General features: G+C 69.3%; 16 protein-coding genes. 9 read left to right on the top strand and 7 right to left on the bottom strand.

All coding sequences use genetic code 11. The features are described 5' to 3' along the window. Window positions 1-176: 176 nt before the first annotated feature. A complete protein-coding gene (gene prmB / locus VV867_RS14135; protein ID WP_328566721.1) occupies window positions 177-1,088 on the bottom strand; it encodes a 50S ribosomal protein L3 N(5)-glutamine methyltransferase in 912 nt (303 codons plus the stop codon). 172 nt (window positions 1,089-1,260) lie between these two features. Between prmB and VV867_RS14130 the strand changes: the two genes are divergently transcribed. The 4 genes from VV867_RS14130 to folE all read left to right on the top strand — a co-directional run bounded on the left by VV867_RS14130 (window position 1,261) and on the right by folE (window position 3,606). Beyond that, window positions 1,261-1,857, top strand: coding sequence for a cysteine hydrolase family protein (locus tag VV867_RS14130; RefSeq protein WP_109933832.1), 597 nt, complete (start codon window positions 1,261-1,263; stop codon window positions 1,855-1,857). A gap of 169 nt (window positions 1,858-2,026) precedes the next feature. After that, the gene (locus tag VV867_RS14125) at window positions 2,027-2,347 is read left to right on the top strand and encodes a hypothetical protein (RefSeq protein WP_009618630.1); all 321 of its coding nucleotides are present in this window, start codon (window positions 2,027-2,029) and stop codon (window positions 2,345-2,347) included. Window positions 2,348-2,406: 59 nt separating this feature from the next. Continuing rightward, window positions 2,407-2,964, top strand: a complete 558-nt coding sequence (locus VV867_RS14120; protein ID WP_328566720.1) for a Smr/MutS family protein — start codon at window positions 2,407-2,409, stop codon at window positions 2,962-2,964. A gap of 96 nt (window positions 2,965-3,060) precedes the next feature. Further along, complete coding sequence (gene folE, locus VV867_RS14115) at window positions 3,061-3,606, top strand: GTP cyclohydrolase I FolE (protein ID WP_089394489.1); 546 nt, start codon at window positions 3,061-3,063, stop codon at window positions 3,604-3,606. A gap of 982 nt (window positions 3,607-4,588) precedes the next feature. Here folE and VV867_RS14110 read toward each other — a convergent pair. From VV867_RS14110 to VV867_RS14095, 4 genes are all read right to left on the bottom strand, one after another. Continuing rightward, window positions 4,589-5,449: a cache domain-containing protein gene (locus VV867_RS14110; protein ID WP_109933617.1), complete on the bottom strand. Its 861-nt coding sequence runs from the start codon at window positions 5,447-5,449 to the stop codon at window positions 4,589-4,591. Between the two features lie 73 nt (window positions 5,450-5,522). Then, window positions 5,523-5,984 (bottom strand): bacteriohemerythrin, encoded by a 462-nt coding sequence (locus VV867_RS14105; protein WP_089394487.1) that lies wholly within the window; start codon window positions 5,982-5,984, stop codon window positions 5,523-5,525. 193 nt (window positions 5,985-6,177) lie between these two features. Then, entirely contained in the window at window positions 6,178-6,780 is a 603-nt protein-coding gene (locus VV867_RS14100; RefSeq protein ID WP_109933616.1) for a glutathione S-transferase family protein, read from the bottom strand. A gap of 9 nt (window positions 6,781-6,789) precedes the next feature. Continuing rightward, on the bottom strand, window positions 6,790-7,959 hold the full coding sequence (locus tag VV867_RS14095; protein ID WP_328566719.1) for an aminotransferase-like domain-containing protein: 1,170 nt from the start codon (window positions 7,957-7,959) through the stop codon (window positions 6,790-6,792). Window positions 7,960-8,039: 80 nt separating this feature from the next. Between VV867_RS14095 and VV867_RS14090 the strand changes: the two genes are divergently transcribed. Beyond that, window positions 8,040-8,483 (top strand): MarR family winged helix-turn-helix transcriptional regulator, encoded by a 444-nt coding sequence (locus tag VV867_RS14090; protein ID WP_109933614.1) that lies wholly within the window; start codon window positions 8,040-8,042, stop codon window positions 8,481-8,483. Here VV867_RS14090 and VV867_RS14085 read toward each other — a convergent pair. Next, window positions 8,471-9,118: a hypothetical protein gene (locus VV867_RS14085; protein WP_109933613.1), complete on the bottom strand. Its 648-nt coding sequence runs from the start codon at window positions 9,116-9,118 to the stop codon at window positions 8,471-8,473. The two genes, VV867_RS14090 and VV867_RS14085, sit on opposite strands and share 13 nt — an antisense overlap. A gap of 145 nt (window positions 9,119-9,263) precedes the next feature. On the opposite strand from VV867_RS14085, the gene VV867_RS14080 reads away from it, so the two are divergent. The 3 genes from VV867_RS14080 to VV867_RS14070 are packed head-to-tail and all read left to right on the top strand — an operon-like array spanning window position 9,264 to window position 12,273. After that, window positions 9,264-9,875 carry a LysE family translocator gene (locus VV867_RS14080; RefSeq protein WP_328566718.1) on the top strand — a complete coding sequence of 204 codons (612 nt, stop codon included), beginning with the start codon at window positions 9,264-9,266 and terminating at the stop codon, window positions 9,873-9,875. Continuing rightward, complete coding sequence (locus VV867_RS14075; protein WP_328566717.1) at window positions 9,872-11,065, top strand: benzoate/H(+) symporter BenE family transporter; 1,194 nt, start codon at window positions 9,872-9,874, stop codon at window positions 11,063-11,065. The genes VV867_RS14080 and VV867_RS14075 overlap by 4 nt, the downstream gene beginning before the upstream one ends. A gap of 44 nt (window positions 11,066-11,109) precedes the next feature. Then, entirely contained in the window at window positions 11,110-12,273 is a 1,164-nt protein-coding gene (locus VV867_RS14070) for an AAA family ATPase (RefSeq protein ID WP_109933611.1), read from the top strand. Between the two features lie 443 nt (window positions 12,274-12,716). On the opposite strand, the gene VV867_RS14065 is transcribed toward VV867_RS14070, so the two are convergent. Continuing rightward, window positions 12,717-13,607: a bile acid:sodium symporter family protein gene (locus VV867_RS14065; RefSeq protein WP_328566716.1), complete on the bottom strand. Its 891-nt coding sequence runs from the start codon at window positions 13,605-13,607 to the stop codon at window positions 12,717-12,719. Between the two features lie 235 nt (window positions 13,608-13,842). Here VV867_RS14065 and VV867_RS14060 point away from each other — a divergent pair, with 235 nt between their 5' ends. Then, window positions 13,843-16,575, top strand: a complete 2,733-nt coding sequence (locus VV867_RS14060) for a cation-transporting P-type ATPase (RefSeq protein ID WP_328566715.1) — start codon at window positions 13,843-13,845, stop codon at window positions 16,573-16,575. Window positions 16,576-16,600: the final 25 nt, after the last annotated feature.

The following is a 16,600-nucleotide window of genomic DNA, read 5'->3' as shown; positions in this document are numbered from 1 at the left end:
TCCATCGCGGACGGAGTCCGCGCCTACGACCGTGCTTCCTGGAACCGTAGGAGCGGACCTTGTCCGCGATGGCCGGGCGTTCCGGCGCGTTTCGCGGATGAGATCCGCTCCTACGCTGCCTGCCCCACCCACGCCATTCCCCTGCGCGCGAAATCGCGGGCAGGGCCCGCGGCGCCTCAGTTCACCCGCGAGCGGAACAGCGCCTGGTGCTCCCGGCACTGCTTCGCCGAGAGCAGGAACACCCCGTGTCCGCCGTGGCGGAACTCCAGCCAGGTGAAGTCCACCTCCGGGTACAGCGCCTCGACGTGCACCTGGCTGTTGCCTACTTCGACTATCAGGGTGCCCTGCCCGGTCAGGTGGTCGGCGGCCTCGGCGAGCATGCGCCGCACCAGGTCCAGGCCGTCGTCGCCACAGGCCAGGCCCAGTTCCGGTTCGTGCTGGTACTCGGCCGGCATGTCGGCGAAGTCCTCGGCGTCGACGTAGGGCGGGTTGGACACGATCAGGTCGAAGCGCTGCCCCGGCAGGCCGGCGAAGCCGTCGCCCTGCACGGTGTAGACGCGCTCGCCCAGTTCGTGGCGCTCGATGTTGACGTTGGCCACTTCCAGGGCGTCGAAGGACAGGTCGGCCAGCACCACTTCCGCCCGGGGGAATTCGTGGGCGCAGGCGATGCCGATGCAGCCCGAGCCGGTGCACAGGTCGAGGATGCGCGCCGGCTCCGCCGCCAGCCAGGGCGCGAAGCGCTGGCGGATCAGCTCGGCGATGGGCGAACGCGGGACCAGCACGCGCTCGTCGACCACGAAGGGCAGGTCGCAGAACCAGGCCTCGCCCAGCAGGTAGGCGGTGGGCACGCGCTCCTCGATGCGCTTGCGCAGCAGCTCGCGCAGGTAGTCGCGCTCGTCGTCCTCGAGGCGGCAGTCCAGGTAGGCATCGGCCATTTCCCACGGCAGGTGCAGCGCACCGAGCAGCAGTTGACGCGCATCGTCCCAGGCGTTGTCGGTACCATGCCCGAAGAACAGCCCCTCGGCATGGAAGCGGCTGACCGCCCAGCGGATATGGTCTCGAAGGGTCAGCAAACGGGATTCGGTCACGGCGCAAGGTCCTCGCAACGGGCAAAAGCCCGGCATTCTAGCCCAAGGCGGCGTACAGCGGGCGCATACCGGCGTCGAGGGGGTCAATACCACTTTGCGCGGGTTTCGCATAGATTCACAGCGCCCGCGGAACAGACCACAATGGTGGCATACGCATCATCAGGAGTACGTCATGTCCCAACCGCTCAGCATGCTGAAGATCAGCGGACGCGGCTATCCGCCCGCCACCCTCCGCCAGAGCACGCTGCTGATCATCGACGCCCAGGAAGAGTACCGCAGCGGCGTCCTCGCCCTGCCCGGCCTGGAACCGGCGGTCGCACAAATCCGCCTGCTGCTGGATGCCGCGCGCAGCCAGGGCACCCCGATCGTCCACGTGCGCCACCTGGGTATCCACGGCGGCCTGCTCGACCCGCAGGGCCCGCGCGGGCAGTTCCTGCCCGAACTGGCGCCGCTGCCCGGCGAGGTGGTGGTGGAGAAGCGCCTGCCCAACGCCTTCTCCGGCACCGAGCTGCATGACCGCCTGCAGCACAACGGCCGGCTGGACCTCATCGTCTGCGGCTTCATGACCCATTCGAGCATCAGCACCACCGTGCGCGCGGCCAAGGACTACGGCTACCGCTGCACCCTGGTCACCGCCGCCTGCGCCACCCGCGACATCCCCACCCCGGATGGCGGCGTGCTCTCGGCGCGCGACCTGCACCACGCGGAAATGGCCGCCCTGGGCGACAACTTCGCCGCCGTGGTCGGCGAGGCCCAGGCGCTCATCTGAGCACCGTCCGTCCCGCTGCGGCGGCGCCTTGCCGCCGCAGCTATTAGGCTGTAAGGCAACGCATCCAGCGGGCACGCGCCGGACGGGCGGGCCAGGCATTCCCCGCAGGGGCGGAACCCCCTCCCGCCGACACCGGTCATAGCCTCGTTCAGCAGATGAGGAAGCCGGGATGAAGATGTCCGACAGTTTCGATCCACGCACGCTGCGCCCGAAGCGACCGGGCCGCTGGCGCTGGCGTTTCGTGGCCGCCGTGGCCGCCCTGATCGCCGCGTTCGGCGTCCTCGGCGCCCTGGCCGGCGGCGCGGCGTTGCTGCGCCGGCAACCGGCGGCGGGGGTGATGCACATCGAACCGGCGGCCGGCGCGGTCTTGCTGGTGATCGGCCTGCTCGCCCTGTGGCTGGGCGTGCTGTTCTGGCGCCTGGCGCGGCGCCGCGCACGGCGGGGCGACGGCCTCAGCCTGTCGCCGCGGCTGATGAAGAAGCGCGGCTGAGCGGGCTTGCCGCAAGGCGCCCGTGATCCGTTAGAATGCCGCCTCTTCGCGGAGGCTCCATGCAAGACGACGATTTTTCCCTGTTCGCCAACGAGATGCGCGGCGTCAAGCGCATCGAGGTGGACCAGGCCGACACCGGCAAGCCCAGGGCCGACCGCCAGCAGGTCCGGCTGCGCCAGCAGAACGCCACGACGAAGGTGGAAAACCTGCGCGTCGACGGATTGTCCGACCTGTTCGTCATCGACGTCGGCGCCGAGGACGAGCTGTACTGGGCCCGCGACGGCGTCCAGGAAGGCCAGATGCGCAAGCTCAAGGCCGGCCAGATCGGCTTCGAGGGCAGCCTCGACCTGCACGGCATGAACATCGAGAAGGCCCGCGAGCTGCTCTGGGACTTCCTCGCCGAGGCCACCCGCCTGGAAGTCCGCTGCGTGCGCGTCACCCACGGCAAGGCGGCACGCACCGACGGCCGCCGGCCGCTGCTCAAGAGCCACGTCAACACCTGGTTGCGCCAGCACCCGCAGGTCCTGGGCTTCACCTCGGCCCTGCCGCGCCACGGCGGCACCGGCTCGCTCTACGTGATGCTGCGCCGCACCATGCTGGAGGGGCGCGACGAATAATCCGTCGCTCCCGCTGGCGCACCGCGCCCTTGCCAGCGCGCGACGCGCGCCCTACCCTGCGTCTCCTGCGCTTCAACGAGTCCCAACAGGTAGATCATGTCCCTGGAACAAAACTATTCGGAGATCCTCAGCCAGCTCGGCGAGGACGTCACCCGCGAAGGCCTGCTCGACACGCCCAAGCGCGCCGCCAAGGCCATGCAGTACCTCTGCCGCGGCTACCAGCAGACGCTGGAAGAGATCGTCAACGGCGCGCTGTTCAGCTCCGACAACAGCGAGATGGTGCTGGTCAAGGACATCGAGCTGTACTCGCTGTGCGAGCACCACCTGCTGCCCTTCATCGGCAAGGCCCACGTGGCCTACATCCCCAACGGCAAGGTGCTGGGCCTGTCCAAGGTGGCGCGCATCGTCGACATGTACGCCCGCCGCCTGCAGATCCAGGAGAACATGTCCCGGCAGATCGCCGAGGCCGTGCAGCAGGTCACCGGCGCCCTGGGCGTGGCGGTGGTCATCGAGGCCAAGCACATGTGCATGATGATGCGCGGCGTGGAGAAGCAGAACTCCTCCATGGTCACCTCGGTGATGCTCGGCGAGTTCCGCGAGAACGCCGCCACCCGCAGCGAGTTTCTCAGCCTGATTCGCTGAGGTCGCTTGTGGGATGAAAAACCGGCCTGTGGGGCCGGTTTTTCTTGTCTGTAAGACGGAGTCCGCTCCTACGGGGGAATACCGTGCCTCATGGTGGATTGTAGGAGCGAGCTTGCTCGCGAACGGGGTTTGTCGGTGGCATCGGCGTTGGGTGTAAGAGCACCCTCTCCCCAGCCCTCTCCCTGAAGGGAGAGGGGGCTGTTCGGAGTGGCTTGCCAGTCCGGCACCATCCTCACACCCTCGTCATTCCCGCGAACGCGGAAACCCAGTGATGTCGAGTTTGGGTGTAGCGCGCCGCTCCGAGTGTTCGGATATCTCTTGTTTCGCTCCCTCGGGCGAGTCCCTTTTGTCAGTCGCCACAAAAGTAACCAAAAAGGCTTGCCCCGACATACGGGCCCGATGAAGCCGGGCTACCCTCGCGAATTCCCCCGCCACGGAGGCCCGCCCCGACAGCACGTCCCTGTGCTGATCGGGGCTCTCGCGACATCCATGTCGCATGACCTCCTGAGCGCCGGTTTCGCTCGGCCTTCTGAAGGGGCGTTCCGGTGCGCTCGGTGGTTTCTCTGGAAGTCCAAACGCCAGAGCAAAAGCGCTTTTGCTTTTCGTAGGAGCGAGCTTGCTCGCGAACCCTGGGTCGTTCGCGATAGTTCGTAGGGCGCATAACGCCTACGGCGTTATCCGCCGAATCGCGGACAAGGTCCGCTCCTACGGTTCCAGGTAGCACGGGCGTAGGAGCGGACTCCGTCCGCGATTGGACTCACCAGCCGCGCCGGACATCCCTGTGGCACGGCCGACGGCGGTGAGGGCTATCAGGATGACTCCGGACGCTCCGGCAGCTCAGGACAGCCCCCTCTCCCGCTTGCGGGAGAGGGTTGGGGAGAGGGCGCTCTTGAGCCCAGCATCTACACCGCCGGGAAGCTCCGTTCGCGAGCAAGAACTAGGCGTCCCCCTCGATCCTACGAAGAGCCCCATGGCGGGGCTTTCAGCCCCCCGCCGTGTAGTACCCCACCGCTACCAGGTAGTGCCCGCTCTTGCGCAGCAGGGCGTGCTTGCTCTCCACCTTGCCGGTCACCGGGTTGCGCCACTGGTAGTCGAACTGCCCTTCGCCCTTGCTCTTGGCCAGGGCCAGCATGGCCTGGCCGATGGCGTTGCCGGCCGGGTCCTTGAGGCCGGCGAAGTCGGTGCCGACCATGCGGGTGTTGTAGCCGTGGGCGACGAACTTGCTGGTGTCCATGTCGACCACGAAGGCGTAGAGGTCATCCTCGATGAAGGCCTTGTCGAGGTCGTTGATGCGCTTGAAGGTGGCCTCCGGCGCGCCTTCCACCGCCTTCACCGTCTTCTCCAGCATGGCCTCGGCCTGGCGGGCGTCGGCGCGCGGGATGTAGTAGCCCACAGCCAGGAAGCGGTCGCCCATGCGCTGGTAGTAGGTGTGCTTGCGCTCGACGCGGCCGTCGGCCCAGTTCTTCCAGCGGTACTCGGTTTCCTGCACCTTGCCGTTCTCCGGGGCCTTGAGGGCCTTGGCGAACTGCGTGCGCATGTTCGGGTCGAGCAGTTGCGAGACGTCGCGGCCGATCAGCACTACCGAGGGGCCGCCGCTGGCCAGCATCACGCCCTTGCTGTCGACCACGTAGACGTACAGCTCGTTATCGACGAACTCGCCCTGGCGGCTGAACGCGGCGAAGGCCTTGTCGCCCTCCTGGCGGTAATAGGCCACGGCCTTCTCCAGCAACTGCCGGGCCCGCTGGGCCTGGGCGGCGTCGGCCGCGGTGCTGGTGGCGGCCGGCAGGTGCAGCGGGGCCAGGCAGGCGAAGCAGAACAGCAGCGCACTGAGCAGGCGTTTCATGCAGGGTCCTCCATGTCGTCCCTTCTTGTTCTGGACTGAGCATAGATGGCCGCTGCGGTTTCGCCCGCCGGCGTCAGCCGAAGAAGCGTTTCATCGAGCGCGACAGCCAGCCGCCGTGGCCCTGGTCGCGGGTCAGCTCGTGCATGCTGGCCTTGACCGACTCCACGTAGTTGGCGTCGTCGTTGCGGATGTGGGTGAACAGCCAGCGGCCGAGCAGGCCCTTGAGTTCCTCGGCGACGTCCTCGCCGGCGGCGAAGCGCAGGCGGTAGTCGGAGACGCGCTTGATGAAGAGTTCGTGGACCTTCTTGTGGGCGCGGGTGAACTGGTAGCCGGAGTCTTCCAGCAGGGTTTCCTCGAAGGCGAAGTGCGATTGGGTGTAGTCCACCAGCTCCTCGATCACCTCGCCGACCCGTGCCTTGTCCAGCGTGCCCTGGGCCTCGTGCAGCTGGTTGATCATCTCGACGATTCGCTTGTGCTGGTTGTCGATCACCTGGATGCCGGTGTTCAGGTCATCCTGCCAGACCAGATAGGCCATTTTTACCTCCCCCACCGGCCGCCGGCATTCCTGCCGCCCCGGCTACTGCTCTATTGTTGGCTGGGTCCAGGGTAGGGAGGCGGGACGGGGCGCGCCATGATGCCCGTCAATAGGATTGACCCTAAACTGCGGACTAGAGCCCACGAATACGAAAAAGCCCGCACGGTGGCGGGCTTTTCGTAGGCATATTCCTTCAGTCGAGCATGCCGACGTGCCGCGGGTGCGCGGCGACGCGTTGCATCCAGGCGTTGATCGCCGGGTAGCCGGAAAGGTCGAAGCCGCCCTGGTGCGCCACGTGGGTGTAGGCGTACAGGGTGATGTCGGCGATGGAATAGCTGTCGCCCACCAGGTAGGGCGTGCGCGCCAGCTGCTGCTCCATCACGTCCAGGGCCTTGTAGCCGCCCTTCAGGCAGTTCTCGTACTCGGCGCGGCGCTCGTCCGGCATCTTCAGGTAGAACTGGATGAAACGCGCCACTGCCACGTAGGGCTCGTGGCTGTACTGCTCGAAGAACTGCCACTGCAGCACCTGGGTGCGCAGGCGCGGTTCCTTCGGCAGCAGCTCGCTGCCGTCGGCGAGGAAGTTGAGGATGGCGTTGGACTCCCACAGACAGCTGCCGTCCTCCAGTTCCAGCACCGGCACCTTGCCGTTGGGGTTCTTCGCCAGGAACCCGGGGGTCTGCGTCTCGCCCTTGAGGATGTCGATGTCGCGCCACTGGTACGGCAGGCCCAGCAGGTGCAGGACCAGCTTGACCTTGTAGCAGTTGCCGGACAACCGGTCGCCGTAGACGGTGTACATGTCGCCTCCTCAGGCGGGCTGGGCCGCCGCTTGTGCTTCGCGGATCACCGCGGCCAGGCGGCGCAGGCCCTCGCCCAGGCGCTCCGGCGCCACGTGGCTGAAGTTCAGGCGCAGGTGGCCGGGGTTGGCATCCGGGTCGGTGAAGAAGGGTTCGCCGGGCATGAAGGCCACGTTCTGCTGCAGGGCCTTGTCCAGCAGGCCGCGGGTGTCCACCGGCTGTTTCAGGGTCAGCCAGAAGAACAGCCCGCCCTGGGGCACGTTCCACTCGGCCAGGTCGGCGAAGTGTTCTTCCAGCTGGGCCTGCATGGCGTCGCGGCGGATACGGTAGAAGTCGCGCAGCTCGGCCAGGTGGCCGCGGTAGGCCTCGCTGCCGAACCACTGCAGGGCCTGCCACTGGCCGATGCGGTTGGTGTGCAGGTCGGCCGACTGCTTCAGGCGCAGCAGGTGCGGGAACAGGTCCGGGGTGGCGATCAGGAAGCCCACGCGCAGGCCCGGCAGCAGTGTCTTGGAGACGGTGCCGGTGTAGATCCAGCTGGCCTTCTTCAGGCGGCTGACCAGCGGGGTGGCGCTGCCCGCGTCGAACACCAGCTCGCGGTAGGGTTCGTCTTCGATCAGGGTGACGCCGAACTCGTCGAGCAGCGCCGCCACTTCGTCGCGGCGCGCTTCGCTGTAGCGCACGCCGGACGGATTCTGGAAGGTCGGGATGAGGTAGGCGAAGGCCGGCTTGTGCCGCTCCAGGCGCTGGCGCAGGGCGGCCACGTCCGGGCCCTCGGCGCCCAGCGGCACGGTCACGCAGTCGGCGCCGAACAGCTGGAAGGCCTGCAGCGCAGCCAGGTAGGTCGGCGCCTCGAGCAGCACCTCGGTGCCCGGGTCGATGAACAGCTTGCTGGCCAGGTCCAGGGTCTGCTGCGAGCCGCTGACGATCAGCACCTGGCTGGCCTCGCAGGGCACGCCCAGGGCCCGCGCCTCGGCGGCGATGGCCTCGCGCAGGGCCGGCTCGCCCTCGCTCATGCCGTACTGGCCCATGCTGGCCGGCATGTCCGCCCAGTCCACCTTGGGCAGCATGGGCTCGGCCGGCAGGCCGCCGGCGAAGGACATCACCTCCGGACGTTGCGCCGCAGCGAGGATTTCACGGATCAGGGAGCTTTTCAGGCGGGCGATGCGTTCGGAGAAGGCCATGGGGTCACCGGTAGCGGAGGCAGGAGCAAATGAGTCAAACTGGTTGACCGAAGCTACGACGGCCGAACGGATACGTCAATATGCCTGACCTTCTGCCCTCCGACACCTGGTCGGAAGCCATGCAAGCCTTTTACTTCAGCTACCGGGCGTTCACCGCCAAGCCGGACGAGATTCTCGGCCGCCGCGGCCTGGGCCGGGTGCACCACCGCATCCTGTTCTTCGTCGCGCGCAAGAGCGGGTTGAGCGTGAAGGAGCTGCTGGCCACCCTGGGCGTGAGCAAGCAGGCGCTGAACATGCCGCTGCGTCAACTGCAGGAAATGCAGCTGATCCGCAGCGAAGCCTCGCCGACCGACAAGCGCAAGCGCCTGCTCAGCCTCACCGCCGAGGGCGCCAGGCTGGAGCGGGCCCTGCGCAACGAGCAGGCGCGCCTGCTGCAGCGCGCCTTCGCCGAGGCCGGCGAAGAGGCGGTGCACGGCTGGCTGGCGGTCAACCAGGCCCTGGCACAGTCGCTTCAGGAGGCCTGAGCGCCGCCCTCCAGCTCCCGCGCGCCGCGCAGGAACATCAGCGCCAGCGGCAGCAGCGCCGCGGCGGCCAGCAGGGTGCCGGGGATGAACAGCAGGATGCTGGCCATGCACACGCCCGAGAGCACGTCGAGCCAGCCCAGCACCTTCACCGAGGGGTACGGCAGGCCGATCTTCAGCACCCGCACGCCATACCACAGGCCCACCAGGCCGCTGGGCAGGAACAGCGCCATGAAGCCGGCCAGGGCCGCGTTGGGCGTGCCGTCGAGCTGGGCGTCGAAGACCACCGCGTAGGCCTGGATGACCAGCGCCAGGCCGATGGACAGCCACAGCGGCCAGGCCATGCCGCGGGCGCCGAAGCGGTCGACCAGGAACTGCGTGGCGCGCCAGCTGAGGTAGCAGCCCAGCAGCGTGCAGAGCACGCCGAGCCACAGGCTGTAGCTGTCCAGGGCGTCGCCGCGCCCGGTGCCGCCGAGGAACGACAGGCCGAACAGCACGCCCTGCGCCAGCAGCAGCGCCAGGCTCAGCCAGGCCAGCAGGCGCAGGTGGCCGGGGCTCCAGCGGCCGCCGGAGAGGCTGGCCGGGGTGCGCGTCTCGATCAGCTCGACCTTGGGCGCGGCATAGGGATTGTGGTCCATGGCGGGACTCCACGACTGCGACCTGCCCACCATATCCACAGCACGCCGGCCGCGCCACTGTACGGGCCGATCCGCCCCTGGCTGTTACGCGACAGCCCGCGGGGCCGGGGTTAGGCTGCGGAAAAACCACAAGATGCGTGCCGCCATGCCCCTCGAACTCCTGGCCGCCTTCCTCGGCTTCGCCTTCGTCACCTCCATCACGCCCGGGCCCAACAACATGATGCTGCTGGCCTCCGGGGTGAACTTCGGCGTGCGCCGCACCCTGCCGCACATGCTCGGCATCAGCATCGGCTTCCTGCTGCTGGTGGTCGCCGTGGGCCTGGGGCTGGACCAGCTGTTCCACGCCTTCCCCCTCACCTACCAGGTGCTGCGCTACCTGGGCGCGGCCTACCTGCTGTACCTGGCCTGGGGCATCGCCCGCGCCGGCGCCCCGCAGGCCAACGGGCGCAGCACCGGCAAGCCGTTCGGCTTCCTGCAGGCGGCGGCCTTCCAGTGGGTCAACCCCAAGGCCTGGATCATGGCCATCGGCGCCATCACCACCTATACCCCGCAGCAGGGCTTCGCCGGCAACGTGCTGCTGATCGCCGTGCTGTTCGCCGTGGTCAACCTGCCCAGCGTCGGCGTCTGGACCGTGCTCGGCAGCTTCCTGCGGCACTGGCTGGAGCAGCCGGCGCGGCGCCGCGCGTTCAATATCGGCATGGCCCTGCTGCTGGTAGCCTCCCTCTACCCCCTGTTCGTGGACATCACCCCCGCATGACCGACTCGACCAGCGCACGCCTGCGCCCCTTCGCCGACTCCTCCCCCGCCGCCGTGGTGGCCGGCTTCGTCGCCATGCTCACCGGCTACACCAGCTCGCTGGTGCTGATGTTCCAGGCCGGCCAGGCCGCCGGGCTGAGCAACGCGCAGATATCCTCGTGGATCTGGGCGCTGTCCATCGGCATGGCCCTGACCACCCTCGGCCTGACCCTGCGCTACCGCACGCCCATCGTCATCGCCTGGTCCACCCCCGGCGCCGCGCTGCTGATCAGCAGCCTGCCGGGCGTGCCCTATTCCGAGGCCATAGGCGCCTTCATCGTCTGCGCCGGGCTGATCACCCTGTGCGGCGTCACCGGCAGCTTCGACCGCCTGATGCGCCAGGTGCCCGGCTCGCTGGCCGCGGCGCTGCTGGCCGGGGTGCTGTTCCGCATCTGCATCGAGATCTGCCGCGCCGCCGAGCAGCAGACGCTGCTGGTGGTGGCGATGTTCCTCAGCTACCTGCTGGCCAAGCGCCTGTCGCCGCGCTACGCGGTGTTCGTCGCGCTGCTGGTGGGCGTGGCCCTGGCCGGCGCGCTGGGCCTGCTGAACTTCAGCCACTTCCAGCTGGAGCTGGCCAGGCCGGTGTGGACCACGCCGAGCTTCTCCCTGGCCGCCACCATCAGCATCGGCATCCCGCTGTTCATCGTCGCCATGGCCTCGCAGAACATGCCCGGCCTGGCCGTGCTGCGCGCCGACGGCTACCAGGTGCCGGCCTCGCCGCTGATCTCCAGCACCGGCATCGCCTCGCTGCTGCTGGCGCCCTTCGGCTCCCACGGCATCAACCTGGCGGCCATCAGCGCGGCCATCTGCACCGGCCCCGAGGCCCACGAGAACCCGCACAAGCGCTACACCGCGGCGCTCTGGTGCGGCGTCTTCTATGGCGTGGCGGGCATCTTCGGCGCCACCCTGGCAGCGCTGTTCGCCGCCTTGCCCAAGGCCCTGGTGCTGTCCATCGCCGCCCTGGCGCTGCTCGGCTCCATCACCAACGGCCTGAGCAACGCCATGGCCGAGGCCCGCCAGCGCGAGGCGGCCATGGTCACCTTCCTGGTCACCGCCTCGGGTTTCACCCTGTTCTCCGTGGGCTCGGCCTTCTGGGGCCTGGTGGCGGGCCTGGCCACGCAACTGCTGCTGAACTGGCGTCGCGCGCCCTGAGCTCTGCTAGCATCGGGCGTTCGCCACACAGCGGGAACGCCCTGATGCTGCACACCCTGGCCGTCGCCAACTACCGCTCGATCAACAGCCTGGTGCTGCCCCTGGGCCGGCTGAACCTGATCACCGGCGCCAACGGCAGCGGCAAGTCCAACCTCTACCGCGCCCTGCGCCTGCTGGCCGAGACCGCCCAGGGCGGCGTGGTCAACGCCCTGGCCCGCGAGGGCGGGCTGGAATCGACCTTCTGGGCCGGCCCGGAAACCCTCTCGCGGCGCATGCGCAAGGGCGAGGTGGAAGTCCAGGGCGGCCCGCGCAAGGACGTGGTGCGCCTGCGCCTGGGCTTCGCCGGCGAGGACTTCGGCTACGCCATCGCCCTGGGCCTGCCGCCGCCCCCGCTGGTGAGCGCCTTCGGCCTGGACCCGGAGATCAAGCGCGAATGCATCTGGGCCGGCCCGGCGTACCGCCCGGCCTCGCTGCTGGTGGACCGCAACGGCCCCATGGTGCGCCTGCGCGAGGGCCGCAGCTGGGAAGTGAAGGCGCAGCACCTGCCGACCTTCGACAGCCTGTTCGCCCAGATCGGCAACGACCCGCAGTGCCCGGAAGTCTTCCGCCTGCGCGAGCGCATCCGCGGCTGGCGCTTCTACGACCACTTCCGCAGCGACGCCGAGGCCCCGGCGCGCCTGCCCCAGCTGGGCACCCGCACGCCGGTGCTGCACCACGACGGCCGCGACCTGGCCGCGGCGCTGCAGACCATCCGCGAGATCGGCGACGCCGAGGCGCTGGACGCGGCCATCGCCGACGCCTTCCCCGGCGCACGCCTGGACATCGACTTCCAGAGCGGCGGGCGCTTCGCCGTGCAGCTGTTGCAGCACGGCCTGCTGCGCCCGCTGAGCGGCACCGAGCTGTCCGACGGCACCCTGCGCTACCTGCTGCTGGTGGCCGCCCTGCTCACCCCGCGGCCGCCGTCGCTGATGGTGCTGAACGAGCCGGAGACCAGCCTGCACCCGGACCTGCTGCCGGCCCTGGGACGCCTGATCGTCCGCGCCTCGGAACACACCCAGGTGTGGGTGGTGTCCCACGCGGCGCGGCTGATCGCCACCCTGGAGGAACACCCGCAGTGCAACGCCATCCACCTGGAGAAGGAGCTGGGGCAGACGCGGATTCGTGGCCAGGGGATGTTCGACGAGCCGGCTTGGCATTGGCCGGATTGAGGGTACGGGGAAGCTCCCGGTAACGGCGGTTTACGGCTTGGCCACGTTCCCTCTCCCCAGCCCTCACCCTGAAGGGAGAGGGGGCTGTCCCGAGCTGTCGGATAAAGCAGAGTCAGCCGGCAAGTTCGTAGGGCGGATAACCGTTCGCGGTTATCCGCCGTTGGCCGTGCTACCGGGGCGTCCGGCGTGGGCGGTAAATCCAATCGCGGACGGAGTCCGCTCCTACGACCGTGCCTCCAGGAACCGTAGGAGCGGACTCTGTCCGCGATCATGGCGGATAACGCCATAGGCGTTATGCGCCCTACGGGGAGCCCGGGAGCTTCGTGGTTCCGCACCACACCGAACGGCTCCCTCTCCCTTCAGGGCGGGCCGCGTAGGCGAGGGTTAGGGAGAGGGAGCGGACTCAACCCCGAACGCCAAAACCTCCAGCGAACGGCTCCCCCTCAAACCACTGCCCCCGCCGCCACCTCCTTCTTCACCCCCCGGCTGACCCACCAGCCGAACGCCCCCGCCGTGAAGAACATCAGCACCCCGTAGATCGCCGCCGGGATCGCCATGGTGTGGTTGTTCAGCAGCATCGGGCTCAGGGCCAGGGCGATGGCCAGGGTGCCGTTGTGGATGCCGATCTCCATGCCGATGGCGATCGACTGCGGGCGCGACAGCCTCAGCAGGCGCGGCACCCAGTAGCCCACGGCGAGGCTGGCCAGGTTGAAGCACAGCGCCGCCGCGCCCACCACCGGGGCGTAGGTGACGAAGGTCTGCCAGTCCCTGCTCACGGCGATGACGATGATCACCGCCAGCAGCAGCGCCGAGAGGATCTTCACCGGCTTCTCCAGGGCCGCCGCCAGCGCCGGTGCCAGGCGCCGCACCAGCATGCCGATGGCCACCGGGCCGAGGACGATGACGAACACCTGCAGCACCTTGCCGAACTGCAGCGGGATGGCCTGGCCCTCGTCCATGAAGTAGACCAGCGACAGGTTGACGATCAGCGGCATGGTGAAGATGGCGATCACCGAGTTCACCGCCGTCAGGGTGATGTTCAGCGCCACGTCGCCGTGGGCCAGGTGGCTGTAGAGGTTGGCCGTGGTGCCGCCGGGGGACGCGGCCAGCAGCATCATGCCCACCGCCAGCGCCGCCTCCAGGGCGAAGCCGAGGGTGATGAAGAAGCAGGCCAGCGGCAGCAGGACGATCTGGCACACCAGGCCGATGAGCACCGGCCTGGGGTAGCGCACGACGCGGGCGAAGTCGGCTAAGGTCAGGGACAGCCCGAGGCCGAGCATGATGATGCCCAGGGCCACGGGCAGGAACAGGGTGAGCAAGGGGCTGGCGGTCATTGTTGTGGTTCTCCTGCAGCACGCGAAGGGGCGGTCTGATGCCGCCGTAGGCCGATTCTTCCTACCAGTGTGGCCTTTGTAACTGTCCCTGCCGGCCAAAAGAACTTCCTGCTGTAACAGAATGCAAAACACTGGGCGCACGCCGGTCGCCTGCGCTGTTCCAGGTCAAGCCCGTACGGCGCGCGCCTGTCCATGCTGTAGCCCATCCCTGCCCTCCCCTCGACAGGAGCCCTGCATGAGCCGACGCCGCGTTCCCCACTCCGACGCCAGCGCCACACCCTGGCACAGCCTCGCCGGCGACGAGGTCCAGGCCCGCCTGCGCAGCGGCCCCGCCGGCCTCGACGAGGCCGAGGTGCAAAGCCGCCGCCAGCAGTACGGCGAGAACCGCCTGGCGCCGCCGCGCCGGCGCGGCCCGCTGCTGCGCCTGCTGCTGCAGTTCCACAACATCCTGCTCTACGTGATGCTCGCCGCCGCGCTGGTCACCGCGCTGCTCGGCCACTGGGTGGACACCGCCGTGCTGCTCGGCGCGGTGCTGATCAACGCGGTGATCGGCTTCATCCAGGAAGGCAAGGCCGAATCGGCGCTGGACGCCATCCGCGGCATGCTCTCCTCCACCGCCACCGTGGTGCGCCAGGGCAAGCGCCAGCAGATCGACACCGCCGCCCTGGTCCCCGGCGACCTGGTGCTGCTGGCCTCCGGCGACCGCGTGCCGGCCGACCTGCGCCTGCTCGGCGGCAAGGAGCTGCGCGTCGACGAGGCGGCGCTGACCGGCGAATCCCTGCCGGTGGAAAAGAACGCCCAGGCGGTGGCCGCCGACGCGCCCCTGGGCGACCGTTACGGCATGGCCTACTCCGGCACCCTGGTGGTCTACGGCCAGGCCCGCGGGCTGGTGGTGGGCACCGGGGCGGACACCGAGCTCGGGCGCATCAACCAGATGCTCAGCAGCGTGGAGAACCTGACCACCCCGCTGTTGCGGCAGATCGACCGCTTCGGCCGCATCCTGGCCATGGTCATCCTCGGCATCGGCGCCCTGGTGTTCCTGCTCGGCACCCTGTGGCTGGGCGAGACGCCGGAACAGATGTTCATGATGGTGGTGGCCCTGGTGGCCTCGGCCATCCCCGAGGGGCTGCCGGCGATCATGACCGTGACCCTGGCCCTGGGCGTGCAGCGCATGGCCCGCCAGCGCGCCATCGTACGGCGCCTGCCGGCGGTGGAGACGCTGGGCTCGGTGACGGTGATCTGCTCGGACAAGACCGGCACCCTGACCTGCAACGAGATGACCGTGCAGCGCCTGGTCTGCGCCGAGCGGGTGTACGAGGTGGAAGGCGTCGGCTACGTCCCCGTGGGCGGCTTCAGCGTCGACGGCCGCGCAGTGCAGCCCGACGCGCAGCCGGCGCTGCTGCGGGCGATCCGCGCCGGGGTGCTGTGCAACGACGCGCAGTTGCGCGAGGACGGCGGCCAGTGGCTCGTCGAGGGCGACCCCACCGAAGGCGCGCTGCTGGTGCTCGGCGCCAAGGCCGGGCTGCCCCAGGAGGCCTGCGCGCAGGACTGGCCGCGGCTGGACAGCATCCCCTTCGAGTCGCAGCACCGCTTCATGGCCAGCAGCCACCAGGACGCCGGGGGCCGCCCGTGGATACTGGTCAAGGGCGCGCCGGAGCGCATCCTGGAGATGTGCTCGACGCAGCTCACCGACGCCGGCGAGGCGCCGCTGGACCCGGACTACTGGCGGCGCATGGCCACCGACACCGCCGCCCGCGGCCTGCGCCTGCTGGCCCTGGCCGCGCGGCCGGCGGCGCCGCGGGGCGCGCAGCTGGGCTTCGAGGACGTCGCCGAGGGCTTCACCCTGCTGGCCCTGGTGGGCCTGATCGACCCGCCGCGGGCCGAGGCCATCGCCGCCGTGGCGCACTGCCAGCAGGCCGGCATCCGCGTCAAGATGATCACCGGCGACCACGCCGAGACCGCCCGCGCCATCGGCGCCCGCCTGGGCATCGGCGTCGGCCTGCCGGCGGTGACCGGCGCCGAGGTGGCGCTGATGGACGACGCCGAGCTGCGCCGCGTGGCCATGGACGTGGACGTCTTCGCCCGCGCCAGCCCCGAGCACAAGTTGCGCCTGGTGCAGGCCCTGCAGGAGGACGGCCAAGTGGTGGCGATGACCGGCGACGGCGTCAACGACGCCCCGGCGCTCAAGCGCGCCGAGGTCGGCGTGGCCATGGGCCGCAAGGGCACCGAGGCGGCGCGCGAGGCCGCCGACGTGGTGCTGGCCGACGACAACTTCGCCAGCATCGCCAGCGCCGTGCGCGAGGGCCGCGCGGTCTACGACAACCTGAAGAAGTTCATCCTGTTCATGCTGCCGACCAACGGCGGCGAGGCGCTGGTGGTGATCGCCGCGCTCTTCCTCGGCCTGGGCCTGCCGCTGACGCCGGCGCAGGTGCTGTGGATCAACATGGTCACCTCCAGCACCCTGGGCCTGGCCCTGGCCTTCGAGCCGGCCGAGCGCGACATCATGCGCCGCCGCCCGCGGCCGCCGGGCAACGCCCTGCTCTCCGGGTTCTTCGTCTGGCGCGTGCTGCTGGTGGCGCTGCTGATGATGCTCGGCGCCTTCGGCCTGTTCCTCTGGGAGCTGCAGCGCGGCACCGGCATCGACTCGGCGCGGACCATGGCGGTCAACGCGGTGGTGGTGGGAGAGATGTTCTACCTGATCAACAGCCGTTCGATCTTCGGCTCGGTGCTCAGCCGCGAGGGCCTGTTCGGCAACCACTGGGTGCTGCTGGCCATCGCCGCGTGCATCCCGCTGCAGCTGGCCTTCACCTACGCGCCCTGGATGCAGGAGCTCTTCGGCTCCACCGACCTCAGCCCGGCCGAGTGGCTGCGGGTGCTGGGCGCGGGGCTGCTGGTGTTCATCGGCGCCGAGCTGGAGAAATGGGTGATCCGCCGCAGCGGACTGGCGGCGCGATTGGCGGAACGCTGAAAGGTGGGTTCGCCGGGGACGGCGG

The organism is Pseudomonas sp. JH-2, from assembly GCF_036231725.1.
GTDB lineage: Bacteria > Pseudomonadota > Gammaproteobacteria > Pseudomonadales > Pseudomonadaceae > Pseudomonas > Pseudomonas delhiensis.
Note: the sequence above shows the minus strand (reverse complement) of the source record. Positions and strands in the feature narration are given on the sequence as shown.

Bases quoted from the DNA above. Each gene is read 5' to 3' on its own strand.
- VV867_RS14130 (WP_109933832.1), top strand. From the start codon at position 1,261: ATGTCCCAACCGCTCAGCATGCTGAAGATCAGCGGACGCGGCTATCCG.
- VV867_RS14125 (WP_009618630.1), top strand. From the start codon at position 2,027: ATGAAGATGTCCGACAGTTTCGATCCACGCACGCTGCGCCCGAAGCGA.
- VV867_RS14120 (WP_328566720.1), top strand. From the start codon at position 2,407: ATGCAAGACGACGATTTTTCCCTGTTCGCCAACGAGATGCGCGGCGTC.
- folE (WP_089394489.1), top strand. From the start codon at position 3,061: ATGTCCCTGGAACAAAACTATTCGGAGATCCTCAGCCAGCTCGGCGAG.
- VV867_RS14110 (WP_109933617.1), bottom strand. From the start codon at position 5,449: ATGAAACGCCTGCTCAGTGCGCTGCTGTTCTGCTTCGCCTGCCTGGCC.
- VV867_RS14105 (WP_089394487.1), bottom strand. From the start codon at position 5,984: ATGGCCTATCTGGTCTGGCAGGATGACCTGAACACCGGCATCCAGGTG.
- VV867_RS14100 (WP_109933616.1), bottom strand. From the start codon at position 6,780: ATGTACACCGTCTACGGCGACCGGTTGTCCGGCAACTGCTACAAGGTC.
- VV867_RS14095 (WP_328566719.1), bottom strand. From the start codon at position 7,959: ATGGCCTTCTCCGAACGCATCGCCCGCCTGAAAAGCTCCCTGATCCGT.
- VV867_RS14090 (WP_109933614.1), top strand. From the start codon at position 8,040: ATGCCTGACCTTCTGCCCTCCGACACCTGGTCGGAAGCCATGCAAGCC.
- VV867_RS14085 (WP_109933613.1), bottom strand. From the start codon at position 9,118: ATGGACCACAATCCCTATGCCGCGCCCAAGGTCGAGCTGATCGAGACG.
- VV867_RS14080 (WP_328566718.1), top strand. From the start codon at position 9,264: ATGCCCCTCGAACTCCTGGCCGCCTTCCTCGGCTTCGCCTTCGTCACC.
- VV867_RS14075 (WP_328566717.1), top strand. From the start codon at position 9,872: ATGACCGACTCGACCAGCGCACGCCTGCGCCCCTTCGCCGACTCCTCC.
- VV867_RS14070 (WP_109933611.1), top strand. From the start codon at position 11,110: ATGCTGCACACCCTGGCCGTCGCCAACTACCGCTCGATCAACAGCCTG.
- VV867_RS14065 (WP_328566716.1), bottom strand. From the start codon at position 13,607: ATGACCGCCAGCCCCTTGCTCACCCTGTTCCTGCCCGTGGCCCTGGGC.
- VV867_RS14060 (WP_328566715.1), top strand. From the start codon at position 13,843: ATGAGCCGACGCCGCGTTCCCCACTCCGACGCCAGCGCCACACCCTGG.